Source organism: Larkinella harenae, from assembly GCF_054780515.1.
On record NZ_BAAGWE010000009.1, the window covers coordinates 123,529 to 147,111 of the forward strand.

Here is a 23,583-nt window from a genome sequence, read left to right on the forward strand (position 1 = left end):
TCATAGCCCGCGCCTTACGAACGAATGGAACTTCAAGCCAGCCCTGTCGAAAGCCTATACGTGTTCAAAGGCGGCTTACGAATCCAGTTCCTCGGGCGAGGTTGTCAATTCAAGAATGACCAGATTAATGATTTCCTCCGTAATAGTTCCTACACGGGATTGTGGAAAAATGAGGGTGGTGGTATCGCTGGGGCCAATTTTAACGTGGATGGAACACAGCTGTTCATAAAAATAGAAGTCAGCAAAAACAGCTTTTTTAAGAAAGTAAGTCTGTTTGATTAACCAGCAGGTTTGTTCAAACGATAACGAATGCCAGGTTAGGTGAACAGAATGATCGGTCAGGCGCTTTCGGCCGGGTGGGGGTAGTGGTTCGTACGTCATGGGTTATCAGCTTGGTGAACCTAAAGTTCAGCATTGGCCCGGAAACGGTATGTTATCTTTTTGTAAAGCGCTCAGGGCCTCGATCCAGTAAACAAGGATTGCCTTTGCTTTCGGGCCAAGCAATTGACCGTCAACGCATGGGCATGAGATGAAGGTTTTTTTGAAAAATAGGGCAGGAACAGCTGTCTTTGCGCAACAAATCGGCAAACGACAGCCGGGTGCCCGGTTACGGCTCGATGTCAGCAACCTTCCCGATGGGGTTTACCAGGTAGTGATCAGCAACGGCATCGAAGAAACCGTCCAACACGTTCCCCTCACCACGCATCAACCCAGCCATCCGGCTCGATTGGTCGTCATTCCGTAACCAGCAGGCGAGGGAGGCTTTGTTTAAATCAAAAGGCTGACCTTAATCTGGTCAGCCTTTTCGACTTTCAATCAACTAACTTGGTTCGGCAGCGCGATCAAGGTAGCTCTGCTGCCATTAGGTATGGCATGACAGGCTCGGTCAGGGCAGAACAATGACTTTCTTCGCCTGCAGTTTGCCCGTCGTTTTCAGTTGAAGCATGAACACTCCCTGGGCCTGGTTACTCAAATGAATAACCTGCGTGCGGTATCCATCACCCACGAATGCTTTCTCATGCCAGCTTTTTCCTTGTAAATCCACAACGGATAGGGTAGCGGGTTGGCCCGGCTCAACGTAATAACTTACGTTAAGATCCCGCGTGCTCGGGTTGGGCGAAACCACCAGGTCCTCCAAATGGACCAATTCAGCGCCGATGCGCCCCCCTCCTGGTTTGGCGTAGGTAAACGATGTAGAATACACACTACTGCCGTCACCGCTGCAATTGTTTGGTACCACCCGCAGCGTATAGTTGCCAGAGGCTACCGTGCTGGGAATATCGAAGGTAACTGTGGCACTGCTGGGCGTAACGGTTCCCGAGGCCAAAACCGTCCCTCCGTTTTTGAGCTGCCAGGTCAGAGATGATACACTGCAGGAACTGAATATAAACTGTCCCTTCATTTGGCCACTAACCTGGCTAGCTGACATGAGCGTATACCCACAACTGCACTGAGCCGGCGCTGCGGCCTGAATAACCGTTACACTCGGCGTTGCCCCGCCCCCAGAACCCGTCACGGTCGCAGTTGCGGTTCGTGAACTACCGGTTGTATTGGACGATACACTCAGCGTAAAGGTTCCGTTGTTGATGCCGGTAGAAGGGCTTACCGTTAGCCAGGATGCATTGCTACTAACCGACCAGGATACGTTACTGGAAACAGAAATCGTTTGAGAATTGGTATACGCATCCGTAGACCAGGTGGTTGGATTGATGGATAGCCCCCCACCTGGCTTGGTGTAGGCAAAGGCCCGTTCATACACGCTACTACCATCTCCGCTGCAATTGTTTGGCACCACCCGCAACGTATAGTTGCCGGAGGCTACCGTGCTGGGAATATCGAAGGTAACTGTGGCACTGCTGGGCGTGACAGTTCCCGAAGCCAAAACCGTCCCCCCGTTTTTAAGCTGCCAGGTCATCGACGAGACGCTGCAGGAGCTAAACGTGTATTGTCCCTTCATCTGGCCACTAACCTGGCTAGCTGACATGAGCGTGTATCCACAACTACAGGGCGGATTTATCCCGCTCACGATGACGGTTGCTTCGCCACTGATTAGGCTTGTGCAATTGTTGATGGTACACCGGGCGCTGTAGGTGGTGGTCGTGGCTGGACTCACCGTTATACCCGGGCCAGTAGCACCCGTTGACCAGGTGATCACGCCCCCCGAACAACCCGAAGCGGTCAGCACTTGGGATTGCCCGGATGAAATGGTACTGGAAATCGGAGAAAGGGTCGGTGCTGCCGGTAAAGTCGTGCAACAAACCGTGCGCCCAAAGGCAGGGATCGGGGTGCGGCTCGTCAAAAAACCTCCCGTCGTTAGTTTACTGAACCAGGCATCAGCTAGTTGAACCAACCCCGCCTGATTGAAATGAGTGCCATCCACCCGGTTATCCAACAGGTCCGTATTGGGTCCCAGCCAGTTGTTGGCATCACCAGCCACGGCATTCTGCGCATTCGTAATGGCGGATTTGGAAGCAACTCCGTTGCTCTTGCTGGCTTGCGAAATGACCCAGGGTAAGTTAATCGAGACCCCCATATCCGTTTGGGAATGCGTTCTTGACTTAGCAATCAGATTTCTCAATTTGGTTTCATAAACACTTTGAGCGGTATTAAGAAGGCCATCGAATTCCCCCTGATGCCATAAGACGGCCCGCGCCCCGTTGTATTTCCGGTCGGCAAATAACGTTTTTAAATTATGATACGGATAGGTTTGGACGGACCCTACCGAATTCTGCCATAAGCGGCAAACTTTATTTCCATCAGCCGCCGTCGACCAATCATCAATAGAAGAACCCGCCCACCCGGCTTGGTAAATAGCCACGGGGACGTTCCAGGTCTGTACCAACTTTTCCGCCAATCGGTACCAATGTGCCATGTACGAGGCATTGGGGTCAGAACCGTCCGCTCCCGCCGGGAATTGGGTGGTACTATTCGGATTGGCAATGCAGGCTGGATACGGTGCCGTGAGGTTGACCGTGGTAAAGTTTTTGCTGTTTTCAAACCGTATCCAGTTTCCTAGCGCAGCATCCAAAACCGCCGGTGTTGGAACGTCACCTTTCCCCGTTGTGTTGGACTGCCCAGCCACATAAAAGACTTCGCCAACCCCTAACCGCCGGTAATCCGTTTGAATCGAATTATTGTCCTGCCGCCGGACTTTGATGCGAAACATGCCGTCTCCCAGGTTAATGACTACGCGCTTATAGACTCCACCAACGCCCGGATACGCGTCGCAGGTGTAAGATACCCAGTTTTGAACAACAGTAGTGGTGGTTAAAGCCGTATTGGTGAATCGTTCAGCTAGCACTTGCACCTGGGATAAAGAAGCGTCGTTAAAATTGATCCCAATCTCGAGTCCAGCTCCCTGACCTACTCCGCACCGCTGAAAGACGGCACCGTCCGAACCTGGCAGGGTAATGGCCTGCCCAAAGCCCGGGAAAACGCAAGTAATAAGAAAGGTGAATAGTAGTAGACTATTTTTCATATGCGATTTGTGAACTAAAATAACAAGGATGATTTCGTTAAAAATGAAGCGGTCGGTTTACAACGAAGCCGAGCTTTTCTCCTCCGCATGCGAGGGAACCGTAACACGGATAAATAATTATCAGACATTAATTTCAACTTTCCTTAAACCCGGAGGAGGGCGGACTGAAACGATTACCATAGCATTGGTTTGTTTTAAGTTGGGAGAAGAATTGCTAAGCGACCCGCTAATATCCGTAAAAAATCTTAACCAAAAACAATTTAAAATCAAAATATTAACATAAAATCAAAACTTTTTTAGAATATACCTGCTTTTAGGCAATCGCCCATCCAAGCTGCATTTTAGAAAAGCGGCAAGTTTCACTAGTAACTCACTACAACATCGGCTTCAATTTATCAAACAGTAAAACAGCATTTATTGATAAAACCCTACACGGGATCGGTTGTATTCGTGGATTATAGCCTGGTTGGGTAGCGGGATGGCTTGACACCAGGCTGCCGGAAAAGAAATTACGTCTGGAGAGTCAGTCTAAGAAAGTCAGGTTGAAATGAACCACTATTCATTCTTTTTCCCCAACTTTGCATTCAATAAGTACTTTAACATCCTTCAACATGGGCTTTTATTGTTGTGCGGGCTTTATGCGGCCATGGCTACGATCCAAGTGATGGTCAGCCGACGATACTCCTCTCAAACCATTCATGTGCAGCTTTTAATGGCTACATAATGGTGGTCTATGCCCACTAGGTAAGTCCTTACCTCAAAGCTTAGTTTCTGCGGTGTGCATGCTGGCTCATCACTTTTCTGTGATCTGAACCCAGTATTCATCGCTACAACTTAAGTAATGAGAAAAAATAAACTGCCCGTACGGTTTACGGGGCAGCACTTCACCGTTGACAACCTCCTGATTGCCGATGCGATAACAATTGCCAACCTCCAACAGACGGATACCGTGTTGGATATTGGCGCCGGTACTGGCAATGTAACGACGCATTTGATTCATTGCTGCAAAAGCATCATCGCCATTGAGAATGACAAAGCACTGGTCGGGATTTTACGCAAGAAATTTGCCCGTTATTCCAGTGTACACATCGTTGACGCTGATATTCGACATTACGCATATCCCAGTACGCGCTTCAAAGTTGTCTCCAATATCCCTTACGGCCTCACGGCGGATATTCTTAAAGCTCTCCTGTTTGATCGGGTCATGTGTTTTATGGGAGGGTCTTTGGTGATTCAACTGGAACCGGCGAAAAAGTTGGTTGCTGAAAAAGTCTACAACCCTTACACGGTTTTTTACCGCACCTTTTTCGATATAAAACTGATGTGTGAACTGCCACCCCAATGTTTCATGCCACCGCCCACCGTAAAATCAGCCCTCTTGGCCATAAAAAAGAGAGAGTCACCCATTGGGTTTCAACATAAGGAAAAGTACCTGACATTCTTGTCCAGCTTATTGCGGGAACCTGAGCTGGCCATCCACACTGCGCTAAAACGGATTTTCAGGAAAAGCCAGGTTCGGGACCTAGCTAACAAGTACGGATTAAAGCTTGAGAGTCCGGTAGTCGCCCTCTCAATCCCGCAATGGGAAGGCTGTTTCCTGACCATGATTGAAAAAGTACCCCAAAAGTTTCATCCTGGAGACAGGCTTCCCAACGGTTTTTAACGCTGGGTGTACAGGTTCATAAAATAGCCGGAAGCAGCCACCTCCGGCTATTTTCTCTAAACACATTTTCACACTAAATTACTCTAAAGACCACGCGGCTGAATTATGGTTGCCGATGGTAAGGGTACGGTCCCACGCACTTCACAACTCATAAGCCAAAAAGCCCGGTCGAGCCTTTGGGCTTATGGGTAGGCCTTAAAATCACCCCTGGCTATTACTTTCGGGAAGACTTGAGGTCTTTGGGTTTGATGAGGACATGTCCATCGTCAACCAGCGCTTTTACCAGTTTGGTTTTTACCGCCCAGAACAGCTCTTCATTTTTGTGCTTGACGACGGAATAATCTTTACCGCTGCTGAATAATCGATTGCATACCCGGGCGGCATCGTAAAAATTAGTAAACTCCAGCAACTGAGCTTCATGAACGGCTTTTTCAAGGCGATTGCCTTTAAAATAAGCCCGAATGGATTCAAACATTTCCTGTACACGTTAGAGATGGCAGTTTCAATATTACTAAAAATCCATTTCAGTAACTCCAAGAATTTTCTGTTTTTGGGGCTATATGTTTGGCCTTTTGAAACACCCTTATTTTCGGTTTCTTACAGGCATGTAAAGGGCGCATATACCTTACTCAATCCCATTTAGAAGGAACACCGGTACACCCATAAATTTTACGGAATAGCTACCAGGAGGCAATCCTTTTTTCAAGCGCTAAGTATTCTCCTCCCTGCTTTGTTTTTTCTACTATCCATACTTTTCAACGCAGCGGATTTAGTGGTTCATCCGATGCACTGAAACCAAGCCATTTCATAATGAGCAGTTTACAGCTTTGGGATACACCCCATCCAAAATTCGATCAAACCGTTGGTGATGGAATAAGGTTACAAGTAGTAATCTGACTGACAAACCGCAATCAACCAGAATCATGATGCAATCAAAACCGTCCATTTGGCTGATCGATGATGATGAAAACGTCGCTGATATCATTTCGAGAGCATTCCATAAAGAACAAATCGAGTGCGATATCACCACCTTTCATGATGTGAGCCTGGTAAAGTCAAATCTACTTTCCAACCAGCCTACCCTGATGCTGGTCGACTATCAGATGCCAGAAATGGACGGTATTGAATTCATTCGGTGGCTTCGGAGTAATCTGGATCAGGAAGCACCCAAAATTATTTTATTCAGCCAGATGAGCGCCGATTATATTGTAAGCCAAACACTGCAATCCGGTATCGACCCGGATGCATTAGGCATTTATAGAATTCAACGGAAGCCCTTTGACTTTCAGGAATGGCGCCATTTTGCCAAGGAAATTTGCGAGGAGGGGAATTTACTTAGTAAATCTGGTTACAACTGAGTCAGCGACCTCCACACAGTCGGTACCTTTCTGGGAACTGGCCAGGAAGAGCCATGCTTATTAAAGGGTCTGTTTTGGCGCTGATCAATTCATTTTTCAGTATGCTTGTTTCCTCAGAAAAACCCGTGGCTGTCCTGTACCAGGCCGAACCTCCACCCGTTAAAGATGGCATCATCAAACCCATGAAACCGGGCGGCTATGCTGACAGCGGGGCGGACATTGCTTTTACGCTGCGAAAAGCGGCAATTCCTGTTATCGCACCAATTCAAAACCCAGCTGCCACCCAGGTACTTGACTGGGTATTTCCGGATACGAAAAACGGTATTGAAAACGCTCTGGCATCAGGACGAAGTAGGATCAATTTGCCCGATTCTCATTTCCTGGGCCGCCTGCACCATATTTCTTGCATACCGAAGTTCCACTGACCTATCGTACGGATCCGCATAGGGTACTGAAAAAATACCGGTAATAGTTTTCATCGCTGGTAAGAGTGAAGCCAGATTGCCCAGATCGCCTTTGACCACATCAGCCCCCTGCGCGGCTATTTGCTGGGCCTCAGTAGAAGTTGGATTGCGGGTAAGGACACGGACTCGGTGACCATGCCTGAGGAGCTCCCGGGCAACGTTTCCGCCCTGTGTACCTGTTCCACCGATCACCAGTATAAAAGGTGTTGTGTTTGAATTTATCACTTTAAGGTCTTACTGATTTCTACTCCTGTTTTTGACCAGACAAAAGTACACGTAGCGGTTTTTTGACGGTTTTCCGTAAAGCTCTTTCTCATTTGTTCAAAAGCTCAAGTGAATTTTAGGGCTTGAAAGTATGCCTAGACGTTGGTATTTCCCCAGGTTTGGAACCGTAGCTATCCAACTCAATACGCAGATTGCAGCCCTGAACGGGATTCAAGAGGCAATGATTTCTTTTTAAGGCGGTCGGAACCCGTTATTTGGCGCGTCCACTGTCGCTCTTCCCCGTTCTACACTTTCTTTACCTGACAAGGCTAGGGAGTGAGGAACTCCCGGACAGGTCACCCTTGCAAAAACGCAATGATCAGAATCAGACGAGAAGGCGTTCCAGGTCATCGCTCCATCATCGGAATTTTGCGAAGTTCACAGGGTTCAAAGACCAACAACTAACCATGAAATACCCTGAACAAACCCACCAGCATACCCAATATCAGGGAATTCAACCAAAGCGTGAACGGATCATCTTGCTTAGCGTTCTAGCCTACGAGGCAGCAGGTGCCCTGCTCGGCGGAAGCCTGCTTGTTGCCGCTCCAGACGGGAGCCTGATGCAAATGCCGGTTGGGATGATGCGGGGCGTCTTCCGCGATTTTCTCGTACCCGGCCTGATCCTTCTCGGGTTGGGTGTATTGAATACGGCAGCCTTTTGGGCGGTACTTCGTCGAAAAAAAACCGACTGGATCTTGGCAGGATTCGCTTTAGGTGGCCTTGCTATCTGGTTTCTGGTTGAAATCATTATTCTCCAGGCCTTTCACGGGTTGCATGCCATGTGGGGACTCCCCGTCATCGTGGGAAGTCTTGCCGCTTTTTCCTTTTTTCCTTGCTTTAGGCAAGTGTATTGAAACACTGGGGGCGGCAGTTTGCCCCCAACCCCGAATTGATCCGTCGATTTCTCAAAAAGTCAGCGCATTGCTCTAGTTTTCGTCGACTTCGATAAAAACCGGAAACCCCTCCGCACAACCGAGCCGACATAGTCATGTCGGCCCATGAAGACTAAATTCACTTGGCGTTTTGAATCACTATATCAATATTTGGCGCATAATTGGCCGATGGTAAAGAAGACTGGATTGTCTATCATGCGAAGACCCATGCCAATAAGGCCTGCAAGGATCGAACGCCCCGCGCCCAGCAATTTAACTGGAAAAAAGAGGGCAGCCCGGATTTTGGTGTTCCCATCGCGGTGGGCACTCCCCTCCCAAAACCGTCCTCGGCCACGGAGTAACGGCACTGGGTTGACACTAAAAAGTTCATCTCTACACGGATGGGGCAGAGTGGAAAGTCAAGGGGCTGCGACCGGGTCAGACTGATGAACCAACACCCTGTAGTTGCTCCGGCTACGGGTGTCCATCATCGTACGCAGCTCTGTCCGATTTTGGACACCTTCCTTCATCACAGTCCCGGCAAAAGGCCTATGTAGACCCTGGGAAACTCTTTTTAAGGATTCTGGCAAGTCATTTGTTATACATATACAGTATTAATCGGATACATGAAAGGAACGCACCTGGGTGAGTTTGAAGAAGTTGTTTTGCTAGCCGTGGCCATCCGGGCGGGCGATGCCTACGGAGCAGCTATTGTTAGTGAGATTGAGCGGCAGATGGGCCGCTCGGTCAATCTGGGTGCGGTGCACTCCGCGCTCAACCGGCTTCAGGAAAAAGGAATGGTCAAATCGGAAATGGGAGGAATGAGCGCAGAACGCGGTGGCCGGCGAAAGCGCCTGTATTCGGTGACGGCGTACGGTCGCCAGACGTTGGAAGCGATCCGGCAGCTACGCAACCAGATGTGGAACATAATTCCTCCCACCGCCTGGTCATGAACCCGTTTGACGACGTTGAGCCAAACCAACAGTCCCGGCCACCGAGCTGGGCAACCCGGCTGCTACACTGGCTTTGCCCTTCCCAGCGGCTCGAGGAAATGGAGGGAGACCTGGAAGAGCTTTTCCAACTGCGGGTGCAGACAATGAGGCAGCCCCGGGCGCGGTGGCGTTATGTGCGTGATGTGGTGAGTCTGCTGCGTCCTTCCTTACTGAAACGACAAGAAACGAATCATCTTAAACCTGCCCTGATGACAATGCTACGAAATTATCTCCTCATCGCTCTTCGACAGCTGGTTAAAAACAAAGGATACTCATTCATCAACCTGAGTGGGTTGGCCGTGGGTATGGCAGTTGCGATACTCATTGGGCTTTGGCTGAAGGATGAACTCTCGGTTAATCGATCGTTTGCTAATTACGATCGCATTGCCCAGCTTATGCGAAACCGAACGGTTAATGGACAAACAGATACCAAAGCCGGTCTTCCCATTCCCTTAGCCCAAAGCCTCCTAATCAACTACGGAAAGACTGGCAACGACCGGCTCACCGAAACGCAACCATTCACGCATGTTGTTCTGGCTTGGTGGACAAGTTGGCATTCCCTGAAGGTAGCGAATCAGGTGTTTTCAAAGAGTGGTAAATTCATGACTCCTGAAGCGCCCCAGATGCTATCGCTGAAGATGCTCAAAGGCAGTCAGGATGGTTTAAAAGATCCCGCATCCATTCTGCTCTCCGAGTCTCTGGCACGAACCTTATTCGGTGATGCCAATCCGCTACAGAAGACCCTGTCAATCGATAACTCCATGACCGTTCGGGTGACCGGTATTTACCAGGACCTGCCCTACGGCAGCAGCTTTGCAGATGTAGAATTTATTGCCCCCTGGGATTTGTATGCCGCTTCGACCCCTTGGGTAAGCCAGGCCAAAGACGATTGGACCAATACCTCGTTTGAGATTTATGTCCAGTTGGCTCCCGGAGCTACTTTCGACGATGTATCGGCCAAAATCAAAAGGATGTTGGTAGGAAAAACTCAGAATGACCGCTCCAACCCCGAAGTAGTCCTCTACCCTATGTCCCGCTGGCATCTGTACTCGGACTGGAAAAATGGCGTGAATGACGGAGGCCGGATTCAGTTTGTCTGGTTGTTCGGTAGTATTGGGGTCTTCGTCTTATTGCTTGCCTGCATCAACTTCATGAACCTGTCGACGGCCCGCTCGGTCAATCGGGCCAAAGAAGTAGGAATTCGAAAAGCCATCGGCTCACGGCGGCAGGAGTTGATGGCTCAGTTTTTTGGTGAATCCGTGCTGGTAGCTTCTTTGGCTTTTGTCGTGTCTCTGCTCCTGGTATACCTGGCGCTGCCGTTGTTTAATCAAATCGCCGACAAACACATGGTTCTGCCCCTCCTATCTCCCCAATTTTGGGTGCTGGGACTGGGTTTTATCGGGTTGACAGGGCTAATTGCCGGTAGTTACCCGGCCCTTTATCTGTCGTCGTTTCAGCCCATTGCGGTTCTAAAGGGATCACTGCCCTCGCTCAATAGCATCGCTACGCCCCGTCGGATGCTGGTAGTGGTGCAATTTACCGTCTCCATTACCCTAATTATTGGCACCATCGTGGTTTATCAGCAAATTCAGCACGCTAAAAACCGTCCCATCGGGTATAGCCGACAGGGCTTAATTTCATTGCTATTGAATGTACCCCATTACGAGCAGCACCGCGAGACGGTTCGCAATGAGTTACTTAAATCAGGTGCGGTACTAGAAGTCGGGGAATCCGCCAGTCCCTTAACCGAAGTTCGCTCCACCAATGGCGGTTTTGAGTGGGCCGGTAAAGATCCGACGTTACAGGTCAATTTTGGAACAGTGGGTATCTCACACGAGTTTGGCAAAACCGTCGGCTGGCACTTTAAGCAAGGCCGTGATTTTTCCCGACAACTGGCCTCGGATTCCACGGGAATCGTGTTGAACGAATCGGCTCTGGCGTTTATGGGATTACGGAATGCACTGGGGCAAACCATCACCTGGAGGGGTGGTGATTTTGACGTCCGGTTTCACATCATTGGCGTGGTTAAGGATATGGTTATGGATTCACCCTATGAGCCCGCTAGGCCATCCGTCTTTTTTATCAGTCCCAAACCTGGCCAATTCCTGACCATGCGGCTCAACCCGAGTCAGAGCCCTCAGGCGGCTCTGGCTACCATTGGCACAGTGTTAAAGAAACACTTGCCCGAAGCGCCATTTAACTATACGTTTGTCGATGAGGAGTACGATCAGAAATTCCGTACCGAAGAACGCATTGGGGTCTTAGCCAGCCTGTTTGCGGGTCTGGCTATTTTCATCAGCTGTCTGGGACTGTTCGGTCTGGCTTCGTTCATGGCCGAACAACGAACCAAGGAAATTGGGGTACGGAAAGTGTTGGGAGCGTCGGTAACCAACCTCTGGATGTTGCTTTCAAAAGATTTTATCCTTCTGGTCGTCATTGCCATTGGAATCGCTGCGCTAGTGGCCTACTACGCGCTGCCCAAGTGGCTGGAGCAATACGAATATCGGACCGAACTATCGTGGTGGATCGTAGCGGCTTCTGGCCTGGGGGCGTTGTTGATTACCTTTCTGACAATTAGCTTTCAGTCCATCAAAGCCGCCTTGATGAATCCGGTCAAAAGTTTAAGAAGTGAATAGACGGCTGGGTTACCAGAACAAACTTAACGATTAATAAAGCCTCGCTACAGAAGCCCGTATTAGCCGGTCATCAAACTCGATTGGGATTGTTGACCGGCTGATACGGCTACATCAAGGTTCGATGACCGGTTTTGCGTAGTCGAAGTAGTAAAGCTTCGATACTAATTCATGCAAAACTGAGGAATCTTTCGGTGACCCGTGGTAATGCCGATACTGGATCGAATACCGATTTTTACCGGGTTTAAAGGCATACGATGGATCCAGTCGAATGGTCGTCCTTACACTCTTTCCCGGCTCCAGAAGCACAAAATCCTCCAGCGTCGGCGGGCGTCGTTTCGCCATCACACCGGTGTAAGATACTTCCTGTCCCTTCTGCTTCACAACAAATAGGTTATTCATCAACCGTTGGCTCATGCCAATATCGAGTTTGTTTAAATAAATAGGCAGCGCCGATTGGTTCGTAAAAGTCATGTTCGCCCAGAGTTGACCGGTTTTCTGAACGATGACGATCTGAATGCGAACCGGTTGTTTCTGAACCGCCATGCTGGTGCCAATAACCAGCGTACTTAGTAGAAAAAAGGCAAGGACAAGTGATTTTCTCATACAAAAGTGAAATCGGAATGGTACACTTTAGACGTGGATTTTAGGAAAAGTTTAACGGGGGGATCAAATAAGGGGCCGTGCCGTCGCCCATTTTGCTTTAATTTCGGGCTGGCCTTGTGCGACCAACTCACGACGAACTGTTAGAAACAAAAGAAATTAGGACTCTGGCTGCAAAGCCACAAAGAGTAAACTTCTACACTCAAAAACTCCCTTGGTTCGCTTCCACAACCCGTGATTTGACCCATAGCCAAATCATAGATATACTCATTATAAGTTACCTCTCCTACCGAATCACGAGTTGCTACCCGTTGAAATTCATCACTCGAAAAAGGATTCCAACTGCATTTCCCAAAAGTACCAGGAGTTGACTCATTTGTGACAGGCTTTGCTAGCCAACCTGCCGACCTTTGACTCAATCAAACAGAACAACAATCTTTAAAACAATAGACGCCATGAAAGCCCTGATCAGCACCCTGCTCGTTGCCTTTGCCTTAACCGCTGCTTCCTTCAACGCCGTTAATGCGAACCCGAAAGAACCCAAAAAAGCGGCCGCTTTCCAGACCGGCATCTACACCACCACCGAGGGCAAGTTGCAGGTGGCCGTTCAGAAAGAGACCACCAGCCCGGTTCTGGTACAGCTGCGCAATGCGAAAGGTGAGCCCGTCTTTGCCCAGCGCATCGGCAAGAATCAAGGAGCAGTGCGTTACCGGCTGGATATGAGCAACCTGCCCGACGGGGTGTACCACCTCGCTGTGAGCAACGGCGTGGAAACAACCACTAAGGAAATAACGCTGGAAACCCAACAACCAGTGATAGCTGCCCGACAGGTGGCAGTTCAATAAAAAATTAATTTTGTCAATCAAAAAAGCTGACCCTGTTAGGACCAGCTTTTTTGATTGACAAAATTCGTAGTCAACATGAGAGCATCTTCATTGTTTCGTAATCTCCCACGGTTTGTAGGTATAAAAAATGGCCCATAATACCGTGTATATTGCTGACTACCTGGTGGGCTTCCGGAAAGGTGGCAATATGAAGCTCAGTCTGTTCATTTTCGGATGCTTTGCCCATTTGTTTTCCGTGCAAAGCCTGAATCGCCGACCCAGGCATTGAACGTTCGCAGTAGAAAAAAAATAGAGCTTCATCGCTGGTAGAGGTTGCCGAAAACCAAGGTTTTGAACCCAGCGGAATGATTTCGTCCGGAGTAGCTTGCAAGCCGGTTTCTTCTTCGAGCTCACGCACGGCTACCGCCAGGGGTTCCTCGTCATCCTCGACCATGCCGGCGGGGTGTTCATAGGTGCGGGAACCGTTGCAAACCCGCCGTTGCCGAACCAGCAGCACAAACTTATCACCGCTTTTTTCATCAATTAAGACGACCACAATCGAAATGGCGTGGCCTTTGATAAAGCACAGGGGAGCCAGCTGGCCACCATCAGGAGCCTGAGTATCAATCTTTACCAATGCATGGAGCACGTTTCCCTCCTTGCCTCGCCGGGTATAAATCTCCTGGACCTCCCGAAGCTGTACTTCCTGGGCCTGCAATGCGTGCTGCCAGGCTTTAAACTTGAATGAGTTTTGAAAAGGTTCTTGTTGTTCCATTGAATAAAAAAAATACTGGGCCCGGGTAATAAGGCCTTACGAGTAAATTACAATCGATTCGGGCGCTAGCCGAATGGCATCTGAATCCGGCCCCTTTTCGAGCGCAGTCGGAATACCGTCTCTGAGCGATTGTTGCCACTGTGGATCCGCCGAGTCGAACAGTTTCTGCCACCTGGCTTTTTGTCCGGGCAGCGAAATCAACTGGTGCTCTTTCGCAAAATTCAAAAAACAGTAAACGTGCTGATCGGTATGCCAGCGGTGTAGGAGCATCGTTTGCTGCTCCTCATACAGACTGACCGCTAGGTGTTGCCGATTAAGATGGCGCAGAGCGGGGTGCTGCTTCCGAAGAGCAATGAGGGCCTGGTAGTAACGAAAAAGGGTTTGATGCGGTTCTTTCTCCACCAATTCCCATTGTAATTTGGACTGTGTGAAGGTTTCTTCTGACAGCGGGTCAGGCACTTCGCCCTGATCGTGAAAATCGGCAAATTCCTGCTTCCGCCCCTGACGAACAGCTTCGGCCAGATCGGGGTCAGTATGACTGACAAAATAAAGAAACGGATTTGTCTCACCGTACTCCTCCCCCATAAAGAGCATAGGGAGAAAAGGACTCACCATGACGGCACCCGCCAGAAGTTTCTGCATCTCAAAGCTTACCAACTGGCCCGTCCGCTCACCCCGCATTCGGTTGCCTACCTGATCATGATTTTGGGAAAACACCACAAACTGGCGACCGGGATTCGTTTCCGCTTTGCTACCAAAGGCTTTTTTCCGGTGCGCGGAAAACTGGCCATCATACACATAGGCATCCTGATACGATTTTACCAAATGGGCAATGCCGTTAAAATCGGAATAATACCCCTTCCGTTCTTCCCCGGATGCCACCCGAAGCGCATGGTGAAACTCGTCGATCCATTGGGCATCCATCCCGAAGCCCTGCTGGTTCAGCGGATTGATAAACCGAGGATCGTTCAGATCGTTTTCAACAATCAGGTAATGCGTTCTACCCGTAGTTTTCATGAGCAGATCCACCTGTTGACGGATTTCTTGTAAAATGTGGACCGGGCTAAAATCTTTGATGGCGTGAACCGCATCGAGCCGCAGGGCATCGATGTGAAACTCCTGAAACCACATCAAAACGTTTTCAACGAAGTAACGCCGGACACCGTCGCACCAGGCATCATCAAAATTGATCGCGTCTCCCCAGGGGGTGCAGTATTTCTTCGTCAGATAGGGTCCGAAATCGGAAAAGTAATTTCCTTCCGGCCCAAAGTGATTGTAAACCACATCGAGCACCACGGCGATGCCTTTCTGATGGCAGGTATCGACTAGCCGCTGCAAACTAAAAGGCCCACCGTAGGCATTTTCGGCCGCGTACGGAAACACCCCGTCGTACCCCCAGTTCCGGCCGTCGGGAAACTGCGCAATAGGCATAATTTCAATGGCATTGATGCCCAGCGTTTTCAGATAATCCAGCTTTTGCTCAATGGCGGCAAACGTTCCATCCGGGGTGAACGCACCCGTGTGAAGCTCGTAAAGAATGTACGCGTCCAACGGGATATTTTTCCAATCCGGATCGGTCCAGGTGAACTGGTTTGTATCAATCGCTTCCGAAGGTCCGTGCACGCCTTTTGGCTGAGAAAGGGAAACCGGGTCGGCCCGCAGGGTATCACCATTCAGCCGGAGCTGGTAATAATCACCGGGTTTGAGTTGGTCTGTAATTACTTGCCAATAGCCGGTCTCTCGTTTTTGTAGGGGAATAGCTAAGTCCCGGTTCTCTACAACCAGCTCGATTTCATCAGCCACGGGAGCCCACAGAAGCATTTCAGCTTCTCCGGACTCCTGAAAAGTAACACCGAGCGAACGTTGGCTCACCGCTTGATAGGTCATCATATCCATTTAGCAGAATCAGTATACACTATAAATGATCCATATAACCGTCTTTTTGTTTGATTATCAATCGGGCCAAACCAGATTAATTGATAATCCGACAGCGGACCTGCTGGCGCTTGGGTTTGACCAGATGGATCCACCACACCCCCTTCATGGGGTGTATCGGTGAAAGACCCTGCATCTAACTGGCCACCGTTTCGTGAAACGAGGCTAAACCGGCAAGCTTCTTGTACAAGGTCAGGGCCTGCGCGACGACCTGGTCCATATTATACAACCGTCCGACAAAATGAACCGACGATTGCTCGTCCGCCAATTGTTTGTATTGCCGGTAAAGCGCGGCATTTTCGGGCCGCGGTACGGGGTAATACGGATCTCCTTCGTCCTGGGGGTATTCAAATGTGATACTCGTTTTGGGATGGATCTGCCCGGTTAACTTCTTATACTCTGTAATACGGGTATACGCGTGATCATTGGGGTAGTTAACCACCGAAACCGGCTGGAAATCACTCACCTCGAGCGTCTGGTGATCGAACCGCAACGAGCGATACGGAAGTTTACCGAAACAGTAATCAAAATACTCGTCGACGGGACCGGTGTAAATTAACTGCTCATAAGACAGGTTCGATTTTACCGCTTTAAAGTCGGTGTTGAGCATCAGGTGAATGTTGGGATGATCAACCATCTTTTCAAACATTTTCGTGTAACCCAGCAGCGGCATACATTGAAATTGGTCGGTAAAATAACGGTCGTCCCGGTTGGTACGGGTTGGAATACGGGCGGTGACCATCTTATCAAGCTCTGAAGGATCAACGCCCCATTGTTTTCGGGTGTACCCGCGAAAGAATTTTTCGTACAGATCCCGCCCCACCTGACTCACGACCACATCTTCGGACGTTCGGATGTCATCAATCGGTTCGCCAACGGTTTTAAAATACTCCTCCAACTGATCGGATGTAAAATTGTAGCCATACAAGCGGTTGACGGTATCGAGGTTGATGGGAATTGGCAGTAACTGGCCCTCGACCGAGGCCAGCACCCGGTGTTCGTAGGGTCGCCATTCCGTAAACTGCGATAAGTAAGCCATCACTTCAGGTGAATTGGTATGGAAGATATGCGGGCCATATTGGTGGATCAGAATTCCGTCCTCATTCAGGCAGTCGTAAGCGTTTCCTCCGATGTGGGGACGTTTGTCGATGAGTAAAATTTGTTTATCAGCCTGCGTTGCCAAACGTTCAGCCAATACGCTACCAGCAAAGCCAGCTCCAACAATAACATAATCGTAATGCATGTAAACGGTCAAGTAGTGTGTGAAAAGAACTTGTAAAAACAGGGTAATGGTACCTCATCAAGGTACCGGGTTGACGTTCAAACCCAGCTTGTTTGGGGGATGGTCTGCCACCATCCCAATCCGGCGGGGACTATATTTCCGGGTCCCTGGCCCGTAGCGAGTCGCTGTATGAGCTCCCCCAACAACGTTTTTTGCGGCTGGCCCGTACTGACATCAAAAGCCCCCGGCTCGTAAAAGCCCTCCTGGCGAGTGAGCAGGCAATGCCAGTCGTAAGAACCCAGCAAGGCCCAGGCCGTGACGGCCTGCACATCGACACCGATTTTCCGGACCTGCTCTACCTGCTGCCAAATATCCATCAGCCAGCGCATTTGCTCATCAACCGTACAGCCCAGGTGGGCTTCGGTAACGACAATGGGTAAACGATAGCGTTCCCAGGTTTGCTGCAGCAGACCCGCCAATCCGATACGCTGGTCAGGAGATGCCCGCACCACTTCGGTATCCACGTAACTATGTTGCCCATTGCCGCCCCGGAGGTGTTCCGGGTATTGCCAGGTCTCCTGATCCAGATACCGTTCACTGGTAATGTAGTGGTTAACGCCAATGACGGATGGTGGACACGGATTATCCCTAAAAAAAAGCAAATCACGGCTCGGAATTCCAATCCAACTCAGGTAATCCCAGAGCGGGTGATCCACCGTCATCTGACCACATAACAAATCCCAGGTTAGCCAACGGCGGTGATTTTCCCACTCGGCCTGGTAAGCCAGCGTTGGCGTACTGTGCGTCTGGCCCAGATCCTCGGTTTGAATCAGCTGCGCATCGGGCCTTACCTCACGGATCTGTTGCATAGCCAGTACGGTCGCCTTGCATTGGCGAAGCAAAAGGATAATAAACTCCTTTGGACAATGAGCATGTGGGTACCAATGCCCGTATAAACCTGAAAACCGGGCTGTTGTCAGGGGTTCGTTGACGGGCGTATAAGCGTCTACCCAGGGATACCGCTCGGCAACCTGGCGGGCATATTGGGGCAGCTGCTGCTCAAATCCCGTTCCGGCAAAGGTAGCATAATCAGGACCACAACCGTGGTGCACCAGCCCCACAATGGGCCGAATGCCTACTTGCCGCAGTCGGTTTAAACGCTCATCGCCCCACTGCCAGTCGGGTTGGTCGATATGACACCGCGCCGTTCGCTCCCAAAGTAGGGGATACCGGAGCGTTTTTATTCCCAGCTCTGCAAGTTGATCTAAATCTTCACAGCGATGATGATGCCCGTTGCGCCTGAGTTGATCCTGATACGTATCCCCTACCCGGTTGACGGTACACTCAATGCCACCCCATAGCGCTAACGGTTGCAACACCTTTTTTTGGGGTGTTGCAGACTCCGTTTGCCCCATCATAGAACAATTGCTTTTGGGGCGGCTATTGCAGCACCACGGGGAGTAAGCAACTGGCTTTCCATGAGCTCGTGCATCGCTTTCCAGGTTTGTTTCCAGGATTGCTGCTGTAACAAGGCATCTGTTTCGGACCAATCCTTGGCAGTATGGCTTTGGAGTGCTTCTTCAATTGCCTTTTCAAAGGCCGAAACGGTACCAGCGATCCAGACCGGGGCATACCCGCCATAGGTAGTAACCACATCGCGAATCGGTGTTGACACAACTGGAAGGCCGGCGGCCAGGTATTCCGGCGTTTTGGTCGGACTGATAAACCGGGTTGCTTCGTTGAGTGCAAAGGGTAACAGCGCTACCTGCCAGTTGCTGAAATAGGCCGGTAATTCTTCGTAGGGCTTCATGCCTAAATAGTGTAGGTTAGGGCCCTGCGGTAAGGTTTCGGGATTGATCTTGACAACAGGCCCCAATAAGACAAAGTGCCAGTCGGGTCGTTTCTGGGCCAATTCGCGCAGCAAGCCTACATCCAGTCGCTCATCAATGACGCCACTAAAGCCAATGCGCGGATAGGGAAACGCTTGCTGATCAGCGGGATCGACGAGCCCCTGCCGCGCCTGCCCAAAATGCTGATTGTCGATACTGCTGGGAAAGGCGTGCACGGATGGATGCAGGTTCTGCTTGGCTTCAAAGAGACTTATTCCACCGGTAAAAACGAGCTTGGCCCGCTGCATTAACTGCTTTTCGCACTCCCGTAATTGCGGTGGTGCACCGTGAAAAGCCGATAGCTCATCCATGCAATCGTAAAGCGTTAGTCGCGGTTGGAGGTGTCCGGAAAACTCAAGGGCCATGGGGGTGTAATACCAGGCGATAAATTCCGAAATTTGTTGCTGAGCTAAAAAATCATCCAACCACCGCCGTTGCAGGATGGCTCGCATATCGGCATCGGTATTGGCGGGTATATGCGGTACCAACACGTTCATCTGAGTCTGAATTTGACGAACTTCCAGCCAGGCACGATCATCCTCCACGGGTTCTTCCCAAAACCAGACCCGGTAATGGTGACTGGCACAACTGAGCAGGTGTTGAGGTCGCTGGTAAACAAAGTTCCAGCGCAAGTGAGAGAAACAAAGTAGATCGTTGATTTCTGATGGTGATGAAGTTGGTGTTTCGAGCTCCGATACGTAAAGATTAACTAATTGCGGAGGACCGGCTTGGGTGCCCGTTCTAGTTTGATGATTAGACATGCTGTTTGTGTTAATGGGTTCGCATTCCGGCTCTTCCAACCCCTGTTCAGAGGGTCATGGGGCGTTGTGTGTATCCGTTAAACCAGAGCGGATGGCAATAGTAGATAAGGGATCATTTTTAGTGAGGAAGCGGCCCATAAAACGGCCACATTATGCCGGACGGCTTTAATGAAAAACAAAGGCTCTGGCGCTTTGATCGTCGGCCCATTTGCATCTTTTTTGGCCGTAAGAGACCTACGGACGTAACACAACGGCCTTGAAGTAAGGACGGGTGAGTAGCTATACCGGGTGAGCGAGGGTAAACCAAACGTACTATACCGCGCCTTTGAAATGCCACGGTTTCTTTGGCACGGCAATCTTGGTTAGCAGTCTGATTGTAGATTATGGAGTTCAAAAACCGGCTGGATGCGGTCATCGCACGCTAATCATCACGTTCCCAGAACGACCAGCAGCGCCTGGTAACTCCTTACGCTTTAACCGGCAGGAAAACCAGGAAAGTAGCCCCGTCCCCCGGGGAGCTGTGGGCCGTGATCGCCCCCCCGTGATTAGCCACTACTTTCTGGCAAATAGCCAAACCAATCCCCGTCCCGGCAAACTCCTGCTTGCTATGCAGACGCTGGAAAACCTGGAAAATACGGTCTGTGTATTTCTCATTGAAACCGATGCCATTATCTTTTACCTCAATGAGATGATACGTTAATGTTCCTCCCATTACTTCCAGGCTGGGCGGCAACTCCTGGACCCCTACCAGCCGGGTATTTATGGTGATGACCGGCACCTGGCTTTGCCGTCGAAACTTTAGTGCATTCGAGAGCAAATTGCTAAATAGCTGCCCCAGTTGCACGGGATCTCCCAACACCGTGGGAAGCCTACCGATCTCTACCTCTGCTCCGGTTTCCTCCACGATCAGTTCCAAATCCGTCAAACTTTGAGCGACTACCGTAGAGAGAGAAACCCATTGCGGGGCAACAGGCAAAGTGTCAATGCGTGAAAAGGTTAACAGATCCCGAATGAGTACCGACATGCGCCCGGCGGCCAATTGCATCCGCTCCAAATGGGCAATGCCTGTGATTTGCTGTTCTCCAAAACTATTTTTAAGCAGATCACCAAACTGCTGGATCTTGCGCAAAGGCTCCTGCAAATCATGAGAAGCTACATAGGCAAACTGCTGCAGATTGTCATTGGAACGCTTCAATTCCTCGATCTTGTTTTCCAACTGAAGCTGCAAGTGTCTCAAGCGGGTAAAATCAGTGAAATGAATGACAACCTGCTCGCCAAGTTTGCTGGTACTCATTAAGTTATACAGATCCAGCCCATCTTGATCGTAGTGGATCTCAAAAGTCATCGACTGTCCCGTAGTAAAGGTAATCACCGGGTTGGTAAAGCTCTCTGTTTGGAGATAACCGGGAAACACCTCACCCACCCGCTTGCCCTGCAATTGTTCGGGTGTCGTGTTTGCATAAGAGGCATAGGCCTGATTGGTTAATGTAAAGTAAAAGTCGATAATTTCGCCGTTCTCAAAAATAGGCGTGAGGACTTGCAGAGGTTCCTTAAAACCATTGATGATGGTTTGTAAATACCGGTTGGCCTCGGCCAGCTCAATCTGCTGCACAGTGTTCGTGATGTCCTCGACGGAATGAATGATCCCAAGTAATTCATCACCTGGTCCCAGGACAGGCTTATTGACTGATCGCCAGGTGCGCCATTCTGAAACCCCGGTTTGGGGATTAGGCCACCAATGGCGCAGCGTAGGCATGAGCTGGATTTGTTTGCTTTGAAGTACTTGAGTCAGCGACTGGCGGAGGTGTTGGGCGACAGCCTGGTTCCGCTCGTCCTGGAAAAAGAGCTCAAAGACGCCACTCCCCACCTGGGCCTGGCGTTGCAGGCCCAGGGCGAGCAGGTATTCATCCGAAACAGCAACGATGGTAAACTTGGGGGCATCCGGCTGTAACACGAGCACCTTGCCGGGCATGGCATTGATCAAGAGCGGATAAAAAGCCAGGTTATCGGCGACTGAATCGGGCGTATGCATCTGCGAGGCTCCTGCCAGGGATACGGGTTAAGGTGACAAGGGTTAAATCCGGTCAGCACCAACAGAGGCAGCGGATACCCAACTTGGGACTGAAACCAGGGGCAAGATATGTATTTACCAGCATATACGTTCGAATAAGCGGCTTGCTATCCGGAAAAGTCAGCAAGGTTTTTACAAACTACAGGCACTGAATGGTGGCAGGCGGCACGTAGTGGGGCCGATAGAGGCTCATCAAGAGTTCTGATTAAGGAGTTTCGAGCAAGGAGGCCATCCTAAAGCGATGCAAACAGGTCACTCCAAGTCTAAGCGATAGCATGTACAAACCGAATCGTCAAGCCTGCATCAGCGGGCAAAAACAAAGCCCAGCTACGGCTGGGCCTGTTTACCTACCAACTCTATTAACAGCCCATTCAGGCCCTATCCTATAGACAAATTTGCCGCGAAAAACACCTAAGGCAACGGGCGTCTTTTTGAAAAACCATCAATCGCTCCTGGTTATTTCTTAAAATAAACTTTGAACTGGTCATCTCACGTTACTCACTCTTGCTTTTTGATGATCGTTTTTCCTTCTTCAACCACTGACGAACCCCATCATCAACACTCCCACCCGCCGGCATTGGGGTGTACAAGAAGCCCGGCGTTGGCGAAGCAGGGGCAGCCGTTCGAATCTGATCACGATGAATCTATAGGCCAAGATCCAATCGGTAAAATGGGGACTAACTAGTGGGATAGTGCGATGACCCGGGCTTTCCAGCCAAAGCCCCCATAAATCAATTCATACGTTGTCGAGCGTCAAATTTTTCGGATTGCGTAAAAAAACCGTGTTCATCACGCTGGCCACGGTCACTACCGACATCAAATCGGAAACCTTCTCTTATCGTTGGGAGCCATTTCGGGACGATTCGCCCGAACGGGTTTCGGATGAGCTGCTGTTCGGCTGAGATCGCTTCGGCTTCTTGTTCGTGCGCGAACCCGTTTCTTCACTTCCCGTCCCCGAATTCCCGGCTGAAGATGAGGGGGTTCCTGAGCGTCGGTTCCGCCCCTGCTGCCCAGAAGCCGAACCCGTATTGGATGGCTCAATCGTGCTGGCGGCCCCGGATGTATGCTGGCTTCCCAGCCGAGTGCCTGCGCCCGTTCGCCCGCTTGTTCCGGAGGTTTGTCCGGATGCACCGGGGACTTTCTTGTCCGAGCCAGTGGTTTGTTGGGTGGCGCCCGGATTCAAGCCGGTCGATCCACTGGCCTGGCCACTCCCGCTCGCTCCCGTCCGTTGCTGGCCGGATGAACTCTGGGCCGATGTTGATTGCGCACGTGTGGGCAGTGTGGTCGACGCAATCAGTATCGCTGCCGCTATGATTAGCTTTTTCATTGCTTCGTTTTGACGTTAAATCGTTATTGAAAATTAAACAACCGGTAAGCATGGCGAGATGGTGGGCAACCTGCCAAAGAGTGAGGATTCGGCCTGGTATGTTTAAACACGATTGACCTCACCATCCGGGAAAACGGTTTGGGCCAAATTCTCATTTTTTGATCCCTAATCAATCCCACCAGCCCGCTTGCTGTTGTATCCATTCCCGGTGTCAACTGCTCTTTTGAAGGTGCAACGGTTCTTTCAAGATCGATTTGCTATGGATAACGCCCTTTGAATGAATGTTCAGGTAAACCGCGAAGACATCTTTGGTGGAAAACGGAAACCTTCGCTCAACCAGGCGCTTGCCCGAGGGTTGCAGCCCTACTTAGGCGCTTCATGCTCAACGAAAAATTGGCTGATCGAAGGAGGGTATCCACAGCTCGGTCATCCGTGCTTCTGCACGCTAGTCA

At 50.2% G+C, this 23,583-nt stretch carries 22 protein-coding genes; 10 read left to right on the top strand and 12 right to left on the bottom strand.

Translation table 11 applies throughout. The features are described from left to right. Positions 1–75 precede the first annotated feature (75 nt). Positions 76–381 carry a hypothetical protein gene (locus ACYVH9_RS27340; protein WP_460639614.1) on the bottom strand — a complete coding sequence of 102 codons (306 nt, stop codon included), beginning with the start codon at positions 379–381 and terminating at the stop codon, positions 76–78. Between the two features lie 160 nt (positions 382–541). On the opposite strand from ACYVH9_RS27340, the gene ACYVH9_RS27345 reads away from it, so the two are divergent. Next, positions 542–745: a hypothetical protein gene (locus ACYVH9_RS27345; protein WP_460639615.1), complete on the top strand. Its 204-nt coding sequence runs from the start codon at positions 542–544 to the stop codon at positions 743–745. Between the two features lie 141 nt (positions 746–886). On the opposite strand, the gene ACYVH9_RS27350 is transcribed toward ACYVH9_RS27345, so the two are convergent. After that, positions 887–3,478, bottom strand: coding sequence for a sialate O-acetylesterase (locus tag ACYVH9_RS27350; RefSeq protein ID WP_460639616.1), 2,592 nt, complete (start codon positions 3,476–3,478; stop codon positions 887–889). Positions 3,479–4,319: 841 nt separating this feature from the next. Here ACYVH9_RS27350 and erm point away from each other — a divergent pair. Then, positions 4,320–5,141, top strand: a complete 822-nt coding sequence (gene erm / locus ACYVH9_RS27355) for a 23S ribosomal RNA methyltransferase Erm (RefSeq protein ID WP_460639617.1) — start codon at positions 4,320–4,322, stop codon at positions 5,139–5,141. 214 nt (positions 5,142–5,355) lie between these two features. Here the strand turns inward: erm and ACYVH9_RS27360 are convergent, their stop codons facing one another. Continuing rightward, positions 5,356–5,616 carry a hypothetical protein gene (locus ACYVH9_RS27360; RefSeq protein ID WP_460639618.1) on the bottom strand — a complete coding sequence of 87 codons (261 nt, stop codon included), beginning with the start codon at positions 5,614–5,616 and terminating at the stop codon, positions 5,356–5,358. Positions 5,617–6,064: 448 nt separating this feature from the next. Here ACYVH9_RS27360 and ACYVH9_RS27365 point away from each other — a divergent pair, with 448 nt between their 5' ends. Continuing rightward, positions 6,065–6,499 (top strand): response regulator, encoded by a 435-nt coding sequence (locus ACYVH9_RS27365; protein ID WP_460639619.1) that lies wholly within the window; start codon positions 6,065–6,067, stop codon positions 6,497–6,499. Positions 6,500–6,552: 53 nt separating this feature from the next. Then, positions 6,553–6,924, top strand: a complete 372-nt coding sequence (locus ACYVH9_RS27370; protein ID WP_460639658.1) for a hypothetical protein — start codon at positions 6,553–6,555, stop codon at positions 6,922–6,924. On the opposite strand, the gene ACYVH9_RS27375 is transcribed toward ACYVH9_RS27370, so the two are convergent. Continuing rightward, the gene (locus ACYVH9_RS27375) at positions 6,841–7,188 is read right to left on the bottom strand and encodes an NmrA family NAD(P)-binding protein (protein ID WP_460639620.1); all 348 of its coding nucleotides are present in this window, start codon (positions 7,186–7,188) and stop codon (positions 6,841–6,843) included. The genes ACYVH9_RS27370 and ACYVH9_RS27375 overlap by 84 nt on opposite strands. Positions 7,189–7,634: 446 nt before the next feature. Between ACYVH9_RS27375 and ACYVH9_RS27380 the strand changes: the two genes are divergently transcribed. The 4 genes from ACYVH9_RS27380 (at position 7,635) to ACYVH9_RS27395 (ending at position 11,727) form a co-directional block, all read left to right on the top strand. Beyond that, entirely contained in the window at positions 7,635–8,081 is a 447-nt protein-coding gene (locus ACYVH9_RS27380) for a hypothetical protein (protein WP_460639621.1), read from the top strand. A gap of 200 nt (positions 8,082–8,281) precedes the next feature. Then, positions 8,282–8,461, top strand: a complete 180-nt coding sequence (locus ACYVH9_RS27385; protein WP_460639622.1) for a hypothetical protein — start codon at positions 8,282–8,284, stop codon at positions 8,459–8,461. Positions 8,462–8,725: 264 nt separating this feature from the next. Then, positions 8,726–9,052 carry a PadR family transcriptional regulator gene (locus tag ACYVH9_RS27390; RefSeq protein WP_460639623.1) on the top strand — a complete coding sequence of 109 codons (327 nt, stop codon included), beginning with the start codon at positions 8,726–8,728 and terminating at the stop codon, positions 9,050–9,052. After that, on the top strand, positions 9,049–11,727 hold the full coding sequence (locus ACYVH9_RS27395) for an ABC transporter permease (protein WP_460639624.1): 2,679 nt from the start codon (positions 9,049–9,051) through the stop codon (positions 11,725–11,727). Before ACYVH9_RS27390 ends, ACYVH9_RS27395 begins: the two co-directional genes overlap by 4 nt. A gap of 111 nt (positions 11,728–11,838) precedes the next feature. Here the strand turns inward: ACYVH9_RS27395 and ACYVH9_RS27400 are convergent, their stop codons facing one another. Continuing rightward, entirely contained in the window at positions 11,839–12,330 is a 492-nt protein-coding gene (locus ACYVH9_RS27400; protein ID WP_460639625.1) for a hypothetical protein, read from the bottom strand. Positions 12,331–12,782: 452 nt separating this feature from the next. Between ACYVH9_RS27400 and ACYVH9_RS27405 the strand changes: the two genes are divergently transcribed. Continuing rightward, positions 12,783–13,172, top strand: a complete 390-nt coding sequence (locus ACYVH9_RS27405) for a hypothetical protein (protein ID WP_460639626.1) — start codon at positions 12,783–12,785, stop codon at positions 13,170–13,172. A gap of 70 nt (positions 13,173–13,242) precedes the next feature. On the opposite strand, the gene ACYVH9_RS27410 is transcribed toward ACYVH9_RS27405, so the two are convergent. The 6 genes from ACYVH9_RS27410 to ACYVH9_RS27435 form a co-directional block, all read right to left on the bottom strand. Then, a complete protein-coding gene (locus ACYVH9_RS27410; protein WP_460639627.1) occupies positions 13,243–13,926 on the bottom strand; it encodes an NUDIX hydrolase in 684 nt (227 codons plus the stop codon). A gap of 36 nt (positions 13,927–13,962) precedes the next feature. Next, on the bottom strand, positions 13,963–15,813 hold the full coding sequence (treZ, locus tag ACYVH9_RS27415) for a malto-oligosyltrehalose trehalohydrolase (RefSeq protein WP_460639657.1): 1,851 nt from the start codon (positions 15,811–15,813) through the stop codon (positions 13,963–13,965). Between the two features lie 184 nt (positions 15,814–15,997). Then, positions 15,998–17,104, bottom strand: coding sequence for a UDP-galactopyranose mutase (glf, locus tag ACYVH9_RS27420; protein WP_460639628.1), 1,107 nt, complete (start codon positions 17,102–17,104; stop codon positions 15,998–16,000). 77 nt (positions 17,105–17,181) lie between these two features. Then, positions 17,182–18,501: a family 1 glycosylhydrolase gene (locus tag ACYVH9_RS27425; RefSeq protein ID WP_460639629.1), complete on the bottom strand. Its 1,320-nt coding sequence runs from the start codon at positions 18,499–18,501 to the stop codon at positions 17,182–17,184. Beyond that, complete coding sequence (locus ACYVH9_RS27430) at positions 18,498–19,733, bottom strand: glycosyltransferase family 1 protein (RefSeq protein WP_460639630.1); 1,236 nt, start codon at positions 19,731–19,733, stop codon at positions 18,498–18,500. The genes ACYVH9_RS27425 and ACYVH9_RS27430 overlap by 4 nt, the downstream gene beginning before the upstream one ends. A 466-nt stretch (positions 19,734–20,199) precedes the next feature. After that, on the bottom strand, positions 20,200–21,489 hold the full coding sequence (locus tag ACYVH9_RS27435; protein ID WP_460639631.1) for a sensor histidine kinase: 1,290 nt from the start codon (positions 21,487–21,489) through the stop codon (positions 20,200–20,202). Between the two features lie 27 nt (positions 21,490–21,516). On the opposite strand from ACYVH9_RS27435, the gene ACYVH9_RS27440 reads away from it, so the two are divergent. Further along, positions 21,517–21,684, top strand: coding sequence for a hypothetical protein (locus ACYVH9_RS27440; protein WP_460639632.1), 168 nt, complete (start codon positions 21,517–21,519; stop codon positions 21,682–21,684). Between the two features lie 955 nt (positions 21,685–22,639). On the opposite strand, the gene ACYVH9_RS27445 is transcribed toward ACYVH9_RS27440, so the two are convergent. Next, positions 22,640–23,131, bottom strand: coding sequence for a hypothetical protein (locus tag ACYVH9_RS27445; RefSeq protein ID WP_460639633.1), 492 nt, complete (start codon positions 23,129–23,131; stop codon positions 22,640–22,642). Positions 23,132–23,583: the final 452 nt, after the last annotated feature.

What these genes read in the sequence shown, in the direction of transcription:
- ACYVH9_RS27340 (WP_460639614.1), bottom strand. Translation starts at nt 381, where the DNA reads ATGACGTACGAACCACTACCCCCACCCGGCCGAAAGCGCCTGACCGAT.
- ACYVH9_RS27350 (WP_460639616.1), bottom strand. Translation starts at nt 3,478, where the DNA reads ATGAAAAATAGTCTACTACTATTCACCTTTCTTATTACTTGCGTTTTC.
- erm (WP_460639617.1), top strand. Translation starts at nt 4,320, where the DNA reads ATGAGAAAAAATAAACTGCCCGTACGGTTTACGGGGCAGCACTTCACC.
- ACYVH9_RS27360 (WP_460639618.1), bottom strand. Translation starts at nt 5,616, where the DNA reads ATGTTTGAATCCATTCGGGCTTATTTTAAAGGCAATCGCCTTGAAAAA.
- ACYVH9_RS27365 (WP_460639619.1), top strand. Translation starts at nt 6,065, where the DNA reads ATGATGCAATCAAAACCGTCCATTTGGCTGATCGATGATGATGAAAAC.
- ACYVH9_RS27370 (WP_460639658.1), top strand. Translation starts at nt 6,553, where the DNA reads ATGCTTATTAAAGGGTCTGTTTTGGCGCTGATCAATTCATTTTTCAGT.
- ACYVH9_RS27380 (WP_460639621.1), top strand. Translation starts at nt 7,635, where the DNA reads ATGAAATACCCTGAACAAACCCACCAGCATACCCAATATCAGGGAATT.
- ACYVH9_RS27390 (WP_460639623.1), top strand. Translation starts at nt 8,726, where the DNA reads ATGAAAGGAACGCACCTGGGTGAGTTTGAAGAAGTTGTTTTGCTAGCC.
- ACYVH9_RS27395 (WP_460639624.1), top strand. Translation starts at nt 9,049, where the DNA reads ATGAACCCGTTTGACGACGTTGAGCCAAACCAACAGTCCCGGCCACCG.
- ACYVH9_RS27400 (WP_460639625.1), bottom strand. Translation starts at nt 12,330, where the DNA reads ATGAGAAAATCACTTGTCCTTGCCTTTTTTCTACTAAGTACGCTGGTT.
- ACYVH9_RS27405 (WP_460639626.1), top strand. Translation starts at nt 12,783, where the DNA reads ATGAAAGCCCTGATCAGCACCCTGCTCGTTGCCTTTGCCTTAACCGCT.
- ACYVH9_RS27410 (WP_460639627.1), bottom strand. Translation starts at nt 13,926, where the DNA reads ATGGAACAACAAGAACCTTTTCAAAACTCATTCAAGTTTAAAGCCTGG.
- treZ (WP_460639657.1), bottom strand. Translation starts at nt 15,813, where the DNA reads ATGACCTATCAAGCGGTGAGCCAACGTTCGCTCGGTGTTACTTTTCAG.
- glf (WP_460639628.1), bottom strand. Translation starts at nt 17,104, where the DNA reads ATGCATTACGATTATGTTATTGTTGGAGCTGGCTTTGCTGGTAGCGTA.
- ACYVH9_RS27425 (WP_460639629.1), bottom strand. Translation starts at nt 18,501, where the DNA reads ATGATGGGGCAAACGGAGTCTGCAACACCCCAAAAAAAGGTGTTGCAA.
- ACYVH9_RS27430 (WP_460639630.1), bottom strand. Translation starts at nt 19,733, where the DNA reads ATGTCTAATCATCAAACTAGAACGGGCACCCAAGCCGGTCCTCCGCAA.
- ACYVH9_RS27435 (WP_460639631.1), bottom strand. Translation starts at nt 21,489, where the DNA reads ATGCCTACGCTGCGCCATTGGTGGCCTAATCCCCAAACCGGGGTTTCA.
- ACYVH9_RS27445 (WP_460639633.1), bottom strand. Translation starts at nt 23,131, where the DNA reads ATGAAAAAGCTAATCATAGCGGCAGCGATACTGATTGCGTCGACCACA.